We start from the raw sequence: 13,106 nt of genomic DNA on the forward strand, positions 1-13,106 counted from the left end.
TTAACTTTTAATGGAGAAAGTTATAGATACCGACAGCAAAAAGAACATCTATTAGGCCTTAATAATAAGTCTGTACAACAGTAGCAATTATAATATCACCCGCAACTGAAAGCAGGTATTATTTTTTTATTCTAAGTGGTACACTTTTTAATTAGCAAGGTGGTACACTTTCTTATTGACAAAAGCACTAATTAAACACTATACCCACTTTAAATCTAGTAGGCTTCATTCGTTGCACTCATTCGCCTATTGTCGCAACAAGTTGCTCCAAATAATTTTTTATAATAGGTAACATCTACGTCCCCATTATATATTATTATGAGTGGGCCACAACTGTTACCTAACAAAAAAGAAGAGGCTTTTTCATCCTCTTCCATCAACATATTATATAAATAATTATCATATTTTATAACTATCTTATTTACCTTGTAATACATATTTTTGCTATCTGATTTTGATATTATAATATCTCTCAAATAATTATAATCATCTATAGAAAACTCTTTTTTTGCATATCTCTTAGCTAATGATTTTAATTCTTTCTTAATTAGTGAATTCTTTCTCCAAAAATTATTATACACTTCTCTATTAACTAAAACTCTTTCTTTAGTTTCCTTATTAACACATATGTAAATCTCATCATCTAACTTTTGAAACACACCATTTTCTATTAATTTTTCATCATATCTTTTACTTGTTCTAATAGCAACATTAATATCACTGCATAACTCTTTTCTAGTTATTAATTCTTTCTTTTCTATGCTTTGAATCTTTCTTCTAGTATACATCTTTAAATTTTTAATGTCTTTTACCCTAAATACTTCTCCTAAAAATTCATCATTACTCTGTGCATATTCTTCATATTCAATATAAAAATAAATACTTCTGCCTTCTTTAGCTATGTCAATTACCTTATAACAGGCTTTAGCTAATTCATATTTTATTTTTTCATTATCCCATCTTGATAAACTTTTAGTGTGTACCCCTAATATTTCTGCTACTTGCTTTTTATTAATTTTTTTCATAATTAATTCTCTCCTTTTTAATAACTACCAATTAATTAATTGGCTTCTTTGGGTTATAGGAGTAAACCCAATTGTTACACCACCTTTCTTATATTTATATTATATAATCTAACTTAAATAAAATTCACTTAATATTTATATTAATCTTATTAATATACTATAAAAATAAGGTAACATATTTATGGTCACCTTACTTACTCATTATTTCTTATTCTCTTGTTCACTCAATTTTGACTTTAAAATAGCAATATCTTCTTCTAACTTTTTCATACTTTCTTCTTGTTTATTTATTAAATCCGTACTATTACTTTCTTCTACTTTAAATCTTGTTATATCATTATTTATTTCATTAATACTATCTTGTATTTCATTAAGCTTATCTTCCATATCATTTTCTTGATTATTCGAAATTGGTATAATCCCTATTATAAATATTACTACTAACAATGATAAAGCATTCCTTATGCATCTGAAACTAGTATTTATATAATTATTTCTTATTGTGTTATTCATTTCATTTAATTCTATATTCTGAGCATATGTTTTTTTCATAGGCTCATCGCTATTATTTAATTGGATTAAGTTCACTTTATTTAATTCAATTAAACTTACTTTATATAATACATTTTTCTCCATTAAAACCTTTAATGATAATATTCCAGCATACAACATGAAAAAAACTACTCCAAAACATAGTATTGTTCCTATAATTTTAATCACTATATTGTTATATTTAGTATATATTTCATTAATTGGTTTGATTAAACCTAAAATTATTGTTACTGATATTGATATTGCAACTAAATTACTTTTTGCTTTATCTTCAAACTTAGCTACTCTATTTATAGAATTATCATATTCACTCTTCATATTCTCTAACTTAGTTTGATTATCAAACCTTACATATTGCAATTCTAAATTGTTAATATCTTCACTGTCATAGTTACTAATTCGAGCTATTTTCTCATTCATTTTTTTTTCAGCTGAATTGTTTTGAATCATTGGAAACAATTCTTTTTTTATAAAATTCTTAACTTTGTCTCCCACCACTAAAATTCCATTACTCCTTCCTTATTTTTTTCCAAAGTATTAACTATATCCTTATATATCTTTAATCCAGAACTTTCTACTAACCATGCCCATTCTCCAGTTGGATTTATCTCTATAAAGTAATATTTACCATTAGATACAGCCATATCTATTGCTCCATATCTTAATCCTAATTTTCTAACTAACTTAATACACTTTTCACTAATCTCATCTGGTAAATTAATAACCTCAAATTTAACATCGTCCTTTTCTTTACGCCAATCTTGATTTATACCTTCTCCATCTTTAACTATCTTAACAGCGTATACGATATCTCCAATTACCGTAATTCTTAAATCCACTTTAGGGTTTATCAATTCTTGTACAACAACTGGTGCCATACTTAATGATGCACTTTTAAGTTCTTTCCCACTTACTATATTTGTATATAAAAAACATTCTTCTTCATCATTTCTTAGTAACAATGTATCTATTGATTTTATTGCATACTTTTTATTAATATCAATGTTATTACAATAACTATTAACAACTAAAGTTTTTGGAAGAGTAAATCCGAGTTCTTTTGCATATTTTAATTGTAACATTTTATTCTCTGCTTTATATGTATCAACAGGATTATTTATCCATACTGCATTTTCAAAACAAATAAGATTTTTAACAAACGCCATCCACTGACTTTTATATAGCTGTTCTTCATAGCTATTTTGAGAATAAAATCTTAAATATACAGGTGCTCTATAGTATACACCTTTCAATTGAGAGTCTATGTAATATCTTTCTTTTTCTATTTCTATTATCATCTTCTCATTAAATATATCCCATTGAATAGAATACTCACTAAATTTATCTCTATTAATTCTAAGGTAACATCTCTCTCTTTTTCTCAATTCTATAGTAATATAATCACTTGTAAAATCTTTTGTATCAGCAATAACCAAGTAGTCAACTCTATTCACCTTTTTTATCCTCCCCTGTTTCACAATCACATTTTTTGGTTTGAGGTTTTGCAAAATTTACATCTGTTATACATGGATTAAGTTTCTCATCAACCCAATATCCTAACCTTGAGTTATATATATAATCTACCAAATTATCCTTTTTCCTTTTGTTTATATCAAACCTATATATTTTATCAAGAAATAAATGCTTCATGATACTCCCCCTATTTTTTATTCAATATACATTATATACCATAATTATTTCTTTTTGTATATATAATACGCAAAAAAGAAGTCATATCTTTTTATGACTTCTTAAATTACTATATTAACTATAAAATTTTCATACTTCCTTAAGGTACAAACAATGTCCACTCCTCATATTTCCAATCTCCTTCGTTCACAGCTTTTTCTGCATAAATTCCATTTAAGAAAGGATACTATATAAAGAATAATATTTTAATAATTTTGTAGGATAAATAAGATGGATTGCGCGTAATAATCCATTAAGAGTTTGTGCTGCATGTAGAATTAAGGAGTGATTGATATGAAATATGCAATAGTATATAGCAGTATAACTGGTAATACAAAAAAGTTAGCAGAAACTATTAAAAACAAAATTCATGAGTGCTATTATGGCAAGCCTTCTGATGAAGCACTTTCTGCTGATACTATATTTTTAGGATTCTGGACAGGTAAAAACTCTTGTAGTGCAGAGGTACAATCATTTATAGAAAAGCTTTCAGATAAGAAGTTATTTATATTTGGTACAGCTGGTTATAACAACACTAAAGAGTACTTTGAAGAAATTTTGTCTAATGTAAAAGCACATGTTCCATCATCAAACACTATTATTGGAACATATATGTGTCAGGGTAAAGTGTCTGATGCTAAGCAGGATGCCATAAAAAAAGATAACCCTGAAATGTATGAAGCGATTAAAGATAAACTTGAGGAAGCAGTGCAACATCCAAATGACGATGATATTAATGCTTTAGTATCAGAAATTGATAAATTAAATTTATAATCTAAAAATTAATATGCTAAGCTATAATGCTTAGCTATTTTTTTGTAAAACTCCAAGTCTTCTTTGTTTTCTGTAAAGCATGGAAATGTCATATTATAATTGCCCCAGACTGTCAGTGGCTTTTTAGTAAAGTAAAATGTGACAAAGAATACTTCTCTTGTGTTAAGTCTAGCTAAAAAAGGGATAAGGGATTTATCTGTAACTTTATAATAAGGCTCGTCATGATTAAGTTTCATCTGCTTAGTAATTATCTCTTTATCATCAGTACAGCAGAGACTTAAAAGATTATCTTTAGCTTCTTCGTCTAAATTATATATTACTATGCTTTATTCATAAGTGTATACTTCCACGTCTACAGTATCTTGTCCACCCCAGTTCTTTTCCTGCTGCAGGTCTTCTTCTTTAACAAAACCATTTTTAAGCAGCGCTTTTGCAGAATATATATTTTCAGGCATCACATAAGCCTTTAATTTATTAACACCTATTTCGTGAGCGAGGTAATTAACCATAAGCTTAACAGCATTTGTTGCAATTTCTTGATGCCAGTAGGATTCATTAATGCAGTAGCCTATTGTTATTTTATTTGCACGCTTTTTATAATCAAACATTTCAGCTAGTCCAACAAGTTTATCTGGATTTTCACATAAGTAGATACCAGCAATAATCATCTTCTTTTTATCAAAGTCTCTGCCACCAAGATTCCTGATTGCAGCCAAAAGATTTCCCCTGCTTTTCTTGTAAAGGAAAGGTGGTATGTATTTATACACATTATCATTATTCGTAATTTCAGATAATGAATCAATATCGTCTTCAGTCATCTTTCTTATGATGATTTTATCGTTCTTAAGTTCTGGAAAAACATCAAATAATTCTGCCATATTAATCTCCTTGTAGTGTTGATTATAATTTATATTTATAATTATAATACTATTAAATTGTTATTATTCCAATAATGTAATAGCATGGTTTAAATTGTGACAGCTGTAAAAAGATGATTTTTCCATTTCTATATAAAAGGTAGGATTTTCTTCGAGTATAGGTAGAAATGTCTTCACCTCCCAAGATGACTATGTTATTACTGCTTTTTAGATTATCAGTGAGCTGTTTTATTTCTGAATAAGGCAAAATATGTTATCATTTACTATGCACTAGTTTCTGTTTATTTAGTTAGTTATTTAAGTATGTAAAAACATGTTATTAAGGAGATTATTATGGATAAGAATGAAATTGTAAATAAGACAGTTGAGTTTATTAAGGAAAAATTTTATGGAGAGGGTAGTGGACATGATTATTTCCACATTTACAGGGTATACAGGACAGCTCTATACATAGCTGAAAGGGAAAATGGCGCTGATAAATACATAGTGTCTCTTGCTGCACTTTTACATGATGTTGATGACTGGAAGTTTACTGATACAAATGAGACAAACACTTCTAACATAGAAAAGTTCTTAAGAAGCGTAGATGCTGATGATGATACTATAGAAAGAGTATGTGCAATAATAAAAAAGATTTCTTTTAAAGGAGGAGTTGTGGATTCAACTCAGAAAACTATTGAAGGAAAAATAGTTCAAGATGCAGACAGGCTTGATGCCATAGGAGCAATAGGAATAGCAAGAACATTTGCTTACGGAGGAAGCAAAAACAGAATGATGTATGATCCATCAATAAAACCAAAAAGTTTTAAAACTTTAGATGAAGTAAAAAATACAAAGAATCACACAATTAATCATTTCTATGAAAAGCTATTAAAACTAAAAGATATGATGAACACAGAAACAGGAAAAAAACTAGCTAAAGAAAGACATGAATTTATGGAAGAATTCTTAAAAGAATTTTACAAAGAATGGAACATCTAAAATAAGGACTAATTAATATACACGTTTCTCAGTAAATTTAAGCTAAATATAAATGTATAATGTATAAAGTATAATGTATAATTGTGGAATGAACTCCCTTGGGGGAATTCCAAAGCCAATATATAAGAGAACACATTTCTCTCTAAAACTTTTTGCAATTAATAATTACAGAGGTTTGGAGGTGTCCTCCATTAATATTAAGAAATTAGCTAACGTAGTGCAGATAATTTCAATCCTTAATTATACATTATACAATATAAAATATACATTAGTTCTATAATTTTCTTTTATCTAGATTAAGTATAAAGATCCAAAATTAGTTTTGGTCTTTATTTTTATATCTCAGTCTCTTTCAACTTATTTTTAATATCAAACATCTTATTTTCAAGTACTGTAATTTTGTCATCTAGAAGCTTATCTTGTGCAGAAGATGAAGTCTTTCCTTTCTTTTCAATAAGAGCATCGATATCACCTAGAACCTCGATAAATTGTCTTGTTAAATCATATGCGTTCATAAATTCTCACCCCCACTTATATTATAGAACAATTCAAAGAAAAATCCATTAAATGAAAAATATTATAATCTAAAAATGTGTTTTTTTTAGTTAAATTAATGATAAAAAGATATATGCAATAAAATGTAAATGTATATATTTATGTTTTTAAAAATGAAAACGTAAAGAAAAGTTATCATAGTATGAAATTACTATAATTTTTATTAATAAAAATGGTTAGTATAGAGAAAAATATTGTATAATTTAAAAATACTATAAATAATTAATTTGTCAAAAAAAGGAGTTTAATTCAACGTTTAATTAATAAAATATATGTTGAATGGATTGTTTAATATAAAAGTAATAAAAAGTTGATTATTACGTTGACAAAATGTTAATAACTTACTATTATATAAGCATAAGTTAAATTCATTGAAGAGAAAAAGTAAGTTACGTTATTGTTCTTAAGAGAGTCGTCATTTTGGTGTAAGGCGATGTTCAATATGTATCAGAAAATCATCTCTGAGAAGTATGACTGAAATTAAGTAAGTCATTCCGGAAACTCTCACCGTTATAAGAGCAGCGTATTGATTTCGATACGAAATGAGTGCTATAAATTTTATGTTTATAGAATCAGGGTGGTAACGCGGAACTTTTCGTCCCTCATAATTATTATGAGGGGCGTTTTTTTGTGCATTTTACAGTGGGGAGTAAAGTGTTATTTCAATGGATTTGTATGAGAAAAGGGGGAATGCACATGGACATTAGTGACATATGTGGCATTTTAAAATTAAAGTTAGAAGTTAACTGGGGGGTATAAAAATAATAACTGCTATATTGCAAATATAAAATAAATATAAATTCTATGGTGTAGCAGTAATTAACCCTTAATAGTAAAAATTAGTATAAAAAAAATATGAAATTAAATTTATTTGGGGGTAAGTATAATGAATAAATTATCAAAGAAAGATATGGCTTTAGTAAGCCTTATGCTTTTCTCATTATTTTTTGGAGCAGGAAACTTAATATTTCCACCATTTTTAGGACAGGCAGCAGGGAAAAATGCCTGGGTTGCAATGGCTGGATTCTTCATTACAGCAGTAGGTTTTCCTGTACTTGGAGTAGTTGCAGTTGCTAAGTGTGGGGGGCTTAGAAATCTTGCAGCAAGAGTAAATAATAAATTTGCAGTAGTATTTACTGTACTTATATATTTATCAATTGGACCATGTCTTGGGATACCACGAGCAGGAAGTCTTCCTTTTGAAATGGCAGTATCACCTTATCTGCCAAATGGATTTTCAGTTGGAACAGCAAGATTTATGTACACACTTGTATTTTTTGCAGTAGCTTTCTGGCTGGCATCTTCACCATCAAAGCTTGTTGATAGACTGGGAAAAGTACTGACACCTATGCTTTTAGTATTAATAGCATTATTATTTGTATCATCTTTATTTAATCCAGTTGGATCATATGGACAAGCAACTGGAAATTATGTGAATTCTGCATTTACACAGGGATTTCTTGATGGTTATCAGACAATGGATACAATTGCGGCATTAAATTTTGGTATTGTAATAGCAGTAGCAGTAAAATCAAGGGGCGTTAATGATAATAAAACAGTAGTTTCTTCTTCAATCAAAGCAGGATTTGGAGCTGGAACACTTTTAATTGTAATTTACTCAATTCTTTGTCATCTTGGGGCAAGCAGTGGATTGAGATTTAAAATGACTGAAAATGGAGCACAGACTCTTACTAATGTAACAACTTATATTTTTGGAAAACCTGGAGCTATTCTTTTAGCAGCAATTTTCACACTTGCATGCTTAACTACATCTGTAGGCCTTATAACTTCATGTAGTGAATATTTTTCAAGCGTAAGCAGATTGTCATATAAAAAATGGACAGTAATCTTAACATTATGGAGTATGGGACTTGCTAACATGGGACTGACAAAGATATTAGCGGTTTCTGTACCAGTACTTACAGCAATCTATCCAGTAGCAATTATGCTTATTGTTCTTTCATTATTTGATAAGTATCTAAAGAACACAACTTATGTATATAAAATGACAATACTTTTCACAGGATTAGTAAGCGTTGTTGATGCATTAAACCAGACAAACATCAAGCTTGGATTTGTCACAAACTTAGTAAGTAAACTTCCGCTATTCAGTAATGGGTTATGCTGGATAGTACCTGCAGTGGTTGGAGCACTGCTGGGATTGGGATTAGAGATGGTAATGACAAAGAAAAAAGCACAACAGGCAGCAGTATCAATGGAATAAATTAAGCAGGTAAAACCTTTTCTGTGACCTGATTGTAATTTATAGACTATGAATTTAATTTCCTGTATAATAGTTGTAATAAAAATAGTAGGAGATAAATCTATGAAAAATGAAAAGAAAAAATTGCACTTGGGTCAGATTATAACTGTAGTTTTATTTTTAGCGTTATGTGGAGCAGCAGGATTTTTTGGAGCCAGATATATAGATACTTCTCTGCCCAATACAGGTATTGCACAGAAGTCGATGCTTTTTCTGTTTCTTATTTTAATATTATATCTGGCTTGTTTTATGCAGATTATTATTCATGAAGGTGGCCATTTAATATTTGGTCTAATGACTGGATATGAATTTGCTTCATTTAGAATCGGCAGTATTATGTTTGTAAAAAAGAAAGATGGTATAAAGGTTAAGAGATTTTCACTTGCTGGTACAGGTGGCCAGTGTCTGCTATATATTAATGATTATAATGATGGGAATTATCCATACATACTTTATAATCTTGGAGGTTCTTTAAATAATTTAATATGGTCAGTTTTAGCGGGAATACTTTATCTATTTACAAGGGGAAATAGATATTTATCAGCTTTTTTAATTCTCTTTGCGGCATTTGGCATAGCATTTGCAATATTAAATGCAGTACCAATGTCAGGAGCAGTTAATAACGATGGAAAAAATACTCTTGATCTTATGAGAAGCAGCAATGCAAGAAGATGTTTTTACGAAATGATGAAGATTAATGCACTTATAACTAAAGAAGTAAGACTTAAAGATATGGATGATGAGCTGTTTGTTATTCCAGAGAAAGAGTATCTTAATAATGCTTTATCTGCATCTATAGGTGCTAATGCTGTGAGCAGAGAAATGGACAAGATGAATTTTGCAGGAGTAATTGAAAAGGGGCATTATATACTGCAAAATGCAGAAGGACTTATTCCAATTTATAAAAGCGCAGTCAAGCTAGAGATTATTTATGCTGAGCTTGTTACAGAAAATTCGCAAGAAAAGGTAGACGAGCTTTTTGATAAAGAAGTTAAAAAATTTGCAGCAGTTTCTAAAAAGAATATTTCAGTAATTAGAACGCAGTATGCATATAGTCTTTTATATGAAAATGATCAGAATAAAGCACAGCAGTACCTTACTTTGTTTGAGAAATATGCAGGAAAACATCCTCATAAATGCGAAGTGGAGAGTGAAAGAGATCTTTTAAGTTATGCAAAAGCAAGATATGATTCACAGAACAGTGCTATGGGGGAATAGTAAGATCAAAAAGGGAAACATTAGGGAAAGAAGTAGATTAATAAAACTATAAATTTGTGTCTTTGATAAGATGAAAGTATATGACTTTCATCTTTTTTTATATAAAACCATTGAATTATTTTTGATTATTTTATATAAAATAATAGAAGTATGTAAAATTAACGAGTCAATGTGAAAAAATTGTTGAAAAATTAACAATCATGATATAAAATTGATGTTAGAAAAGACAGACAATTTAGAAAATAAAGTTTCTTTTCATAACGATTGATGAAATAATTGAAAAACAAGAGAAAAAGCTTTTAGGAGGATTATTTATGTTAAAGTCAAGAAAAATAGCAGTAGTTGGAACAGGACTTGTTGGTTCAAGCTGTGCATTTGCAATGGTAAACCAATGTATATGTGATGAATTGTTATTAATCGACATCAATGAAGAAAAAGCAAAAGGTGAAGCATGGGATTTAACTCACGGAGTTCCTTTCATGTCTCAGAGAACTAAGGTTAGAACAGCTACATATGCAGATTGTACAGATGTTGATGTAGTAGTAATAACAGCAGGACCAGCACCAAAAGCTGGACAGACTAGACTTGATACTTTAGGAGTAAGTGCTAAGATCTGTGATTCAATAGTTACACCAATAATGGAATCAGGATTCAACGGAATCTTTGTAATTGCATCAAACCCAGTTGATATAATTACATACCACGTATGGAAATTATCTGGGCTTCCAAAGAACCAGGTAATAGGAACAGGAACTACAATAGATTCATCAAGACTTAAGAATTTCTTATCAGAACATTTAGATGGAATTGATACAAGATCAATACATGCATATGCAATGGGAGAACACGGAGATTCTCAGATGTGTCCATGGTCAAATGTTAGCGTAGCTGGAAAGTCATTCTTAAAAATGAGAGAAGAAAACGAAGAATTAGCTAAAATAGATCTTGACGAAATAGTTGAAAAAACAGCTAGAGCTGGATGGGAAGTATACAACAGAAAAGGAACTACATATTATGGTATAGCTTCATGTGTTACTGGAATAATCAAATCAATATTCCACGATGAAAAGAAGATATTACCTGTATCATCACTACTTGAAGGTGAATACGGCGAAAACAACGTATATACAGGAGTACCAACAGTTATCGGAAAGAATGGTGCTGAAAGAGTAGTAGAAATAGATATGACAGAAGAAGAAATGGATAAGTTCAAGAAATCAAACAATGTATTAAGAGAATATATGTCACATATCGGATACTAAGATTTTAAGGATTATTCTAAGGAGAAAAATAAATGAAAAACGGCTATATAAAAGATAGAATATTTAAAGGTTCATCAGGTCTTGCACAGGGTATCTTTGTAACACTTGGTATAGGACTACTTTTAGAAAACATCGGTAAGATGTTAGGATTTGCCCCACTAGTAACTATAGGTACAGTTACTAAGATGCTTATGGCGCCTGGAATAGGGGCTGGTATAGCATTTGCTTTAGGAGCTAATGCACTTACAATATTCTCAGCGATGGCAGCATCAACTCTTGGAGCAGCAGCAATGACAATAACTCCGGAAGTAGGAATTCTTATAAAGACTGGAGAGCCAATAGGAGCTGTTCTTGCAGGTATAGTAGCTACATATGTAGGTAAAAGAATTTCAGGTAAGACAAGTCTTGATATGATGATCGTACCCCTATCAGCAGTAGTAATCGGTGGGTTATTCGGATTCTATGCTTCACAGTTTATAACTCCAATACTTAACACAGTTGGTGGAGCAATAACAGGAGCTACTCAGTCTAACTTAATAGTATCTTCTATAGTTATAGCAGTACTTTGGGCAATACTTTTAGTATCTCCAGCATCATCTGTTGCACTTGCTTTAGCACTTGGACTTAATGGTCATGCATCAGCAGCAGCACTTATCGGATGTACAGCTACATTTGTATCATTTGTAATAATGTCATACAAAGAAAACAACATGGGTGCAATCCTTGCAATAGGATTATGTACACCAAAGGTTCAGTTACCAAACGTAACAAGAAACCTTAAGATTATGATACCAACTTTAGTAGCTTCAGCTATCGCTGCACCAATAGCAGTTGCAGGATTAAATTTTACAGCTGAAACAGCATTAGCTGGTATGGGATTATGCTCATTCGTTGCACCAATCAGTATCTTAGGTTCTCAAGGAATTAAAGGCTTAGGAATATATATTGCTGGTGGTATAGTAATCCCAGGAATTATCTCATTCATAGTTTATATAGCAATGAAGAAAAAAGGCCTGATTAAAGAAGGCGACCTTAAGATGGAAGCTTAATTTCCAATAAAGAAAATATAAACAATTAAAGAAATATAAAAGAGCGTATGATAGATAATAGTTCTATCGTGGGCTCTTTTTTTAATGTCTAGGAAATTGCATTCAAAAAACATCATTTTTTAATAATTTTAGTTCATAGTAAATAATTTATTGATGAATACTTTTTAAGTTTTTCTTATAAAATTAAATGTAATAGCATTATTTGTGATCGCAGTGGAAAATGAATGATGCTTAATAAATTTAAGATGGTGGTATTATGGCATATTATAAATCAATAATTATTAATTTTGTAGGAGGACATGTTTTAAAATTTAGCAACCAGAGTGTTGCTAATAATACGATAAGTAATATTCAATATGAGAATTTAAAATCATGGCTTGATTCAGGTGGAGAAGTGCATAAAGTCAGTACTATGAACGGAGATGATTTCGTACTGTATAAAAGAAATATCTGCTTTTCACAGATAATAGAAAAAAATTAATAAAAAGTATCAACAAATGAAATAAAAATGTAATAAACTGGCAACAATATAGGTATATAATTCTGGTATAGGGAATTAATATCTATAGAAAAAGGAGTGACACTATATGAAGAAAGTTGGTAGCGATTTATACGATGAAGGAACAGATGATGAAATGGAGATTCGGAAAACAAAATCATCAGCAAATGCAGCAATGGTGATATCATTAGGTATTCTTGTTTTGACGATTGTTCTAGGTGTAATTGTATTGAAAACATCAGTAAATGCTATGATGCCATAGCATCTTACTGATATTTTTATTTTATAGGGCGTTTAACTTTAAATAATTCTCAATCACTTTTACATCTTGTTGATATATTTCTAATACATATTATTTGTT

Annotated in this window: 15 protein-coding genes and 1 other annotated feature; of the genes, 8 read left to right on the forward strand and 7 right to left on the reverse strand. The window is 29.8% G+C overall.

The genetic code is table 11. The features are described from left to right. Positions 1-215: 215 nt before the first annotated feature. From FYJ33_RS13365 to FYJ33_RS13380, 4 genes are all read right to left on the reverse strand, one after another. Positions 216-1,025, reverse strand: coding sequence for a hypothetical protein (locus FYJ33_RS13365; RefSeq protein ID WP_154532213.1), 810 nt, complete (start codon positions 1,023-1,025; stop codon positions 216-218). Positions 1,026-1,226: 201 nt separating this feature from the next. Beyond that, positions 1,227-1,997 carry a hypothetical protein gene (locus FYJ33_RS13370; RefSeq protein ID WP_206046700.1) on the reverse strand — a complete coding sequence of 257 codons (771 nt, stop codon included), beginning with the start codon at positions 1,995-1,997 and terminating at the stop codon, positions 1,227-1,229. A 77-nt stretch (positions 1,998-2,074) separates the two neighbouring features. Then, positions 2,075-3,031, reverse strand: a complete 957-nt coding sequence (locus FYJ33_RS16900; protein ID WP_154532215.1) for an ATP-grasp domain-containing protein — start codon at positions 3,029-3,031, stop codon at positions 2,075-2,077. Next, positions 3,024-3,227, reverse strand: a complete 204-nt coding sequence (locus FYJ33_RS13380) for a hypothetical protein (protein ID WP_154532216.1) — start codon at positions 3,225-3,227, stop codon at positions 3,024-3,026. Before FYJ33_RS13380 ends, FYJ33_RS16900 begins: the two co-directional genes overlap by 8 nt. A gap of 333 nt (positions 3,228-3,560) precedes the next feature. Between FYJ33_RS13380 and FYJ33_RS13385 the strand changes: the two genes are divergently transcribed. Continuing rightward, complete coding sequence (locus tag FYJ33_RS13385; RefSeq protein WP_154532217.1) at positions 3,561-4,040, forward strand: flavodoxin family protein; 480 nt, start codon at positions 3,561-3,563, stop codon at positions 4,038-4,040. 8 nt (positions 4,041-4,048) lie between these two features. Here FYJ33_RS13385 and FYJ33_RS13390 read toward each other — a convergent pair whose 3' ends face one another. Both FYJ33_RS13390 and FYJ33_RS13395 read right to left on the reverse strand, forming a co-directional pair. Beyond that, positions 4,049-4,276 (reverse strand): hypothetical protein, encoded by a 228-nt coding sequence (locus FYJ33_RS13390; protein WP_154532218.1) that lies wholly within the window; start codon positions 4,274-4,276, stop codon positions 4,049-4,051. Between the two features lie 90 nt (positions 4,277-4,366). After that, positions 4,367-4,918: a GNAT family N-acetyltransferase gene (locus FYJ33_RS13395; RefSeq protein ID WP_154532219.1), complete on the reverse strand. Its 552-nt coding sequence runs from the start codon at positions 4,916-4,918 to the stop codon at positions 4,367-4,369. A gap of 333 nt (positions 4,919-5,251) precedes the next feature. Here FYJ33_RS13395 and FYJ33_RS13400 point away from each other — a divergent pair, with 333 nt between their 5' ends. Next, entirely contained in the window at positions 5,252-5,899 is a 648-nt protein-coding gene (locus tag FYJ33_RS13400; RefSeq protein ID WP_154532220.1) for an HD domain-containing protein, read from the forward strand. A 335-nt stretch (positions 5,900-6,234) separates the two neighbouring features. On the opposite strand, the gene FYJ33_RS13405 is transcribed toward FYJ33_RS13400, so the two are convergent. Then, positions 6,235-6,414 carry a hypothetical protein gene (locus FYJ33_RS13405; RefSeq protein WP_154532221.1) on the reverse strand — a complete coding sequence of 60 codons (180 nt, stop codon included), beginning with the start codon at positions 6,412-6,414 and terminating at the stop codon, positions 6,235-6,237. A gap of 402 nt (positions 6,415-6,816) precedes the next feature. Next, positions 6,817-7,060 (forward strand) — a binding site (T-box leader). A gap of 280 nt (positions 7,061-7,340) precedes the next feature. Here FYJ33_RS13405 and brnQ point away from each other — a divergent pair. The 6 genes from brnQ to FYJ33_RS13435 all read left to right on the forward strand — a co-directional run bounded on the left by brnQ (position 7,341) and on the right by FYJ33_RS13435 (position 13,007). Next, on the forward strand, positions 7,341-8,678 hold the full coding sequence (gene brnQ, locus FYJ33_RS13410; protein WP_154532222.1) for a branched-chain amino acid transport system II carrier protein: 1,338 nt from the start codon (positions 7,341-7,343) through the stop codon (positions 8,676-8,678). Positions 8,679-8,780: 102 nt separating this feature from the next. Then, on the forward strand, positions 8,781-9,935 hold the full coding sequence (locus tag FYJ33_RS13415; protein WP_154532223.1) for a M50 family metallopeptidase: 1,155 nt from the start codon (positions 8,781-8,783) through the stop codon (positions 9,933-9,935). A 314-nt stretch (positions 9,936-10,249) separates the two neighbouring features. Further along, the gene (locus FYJ33_RS13420) at positions 10,250-11,197 is read left to right on the forward strand and encodes an L-lactate dehydrogenase (protein ID WP_154532224.1); all 948 of its coding nucleotides are present in this window, start codon (positions 10,250-10,252) and stop codon (positions 11,195-11,197) included. A 32-nt stretch (positions 11,198-11,229) separates the two neighbouring features. Beyond that, positions 11,230-12,246: a PTS transporter subunit IIC gene (locus FYJ33_RS13425; RefSeq protein ID WP_154532225.1), complete on the forward strand. Its 1,017-nt coding sequence runs from the start codon at positions 11,230-11,232 to the stop codon at positions 12,244-12,246. 256 nt (positions 12,247-12,502) lie between these two features. Next, positions 12,503-12,727 carry a hypothetical protein gene (locus tag FYJ33_RS13430; RefSeq protein ID WP_154532226.1) on the forward strand — a complete coding sequence of 75 codons (225 nt, stop codon included), beginning with the start codon at positions 12,503-12,505 and terminating at the stop codon, positions 12,725-12,727. A 106-nt stretch (positions 12,728-12,833) separates the two neighbouring features. After that, a complete protein-coding gene (locus tag FYJ33_RS13435) occupies positions 12,834-13,007 on the forward strand; it encodes a hypothetical protein (protein WP_154532227.1) in 174 nt (57 codons plus the stop codon). Positions 13,008-13,106: the final 99 nt, after the last annotated feature.

Origin of the sequence: Inconstantimicrobium porci (genome assembly GCF_009696465.1) — a bacterium.
GTDB lineage: Bacteria > Bacillota > Clostridia > Clostridiales > Clostridiaceae > Inconstantimicrobium > Inconstantimicrobium porci.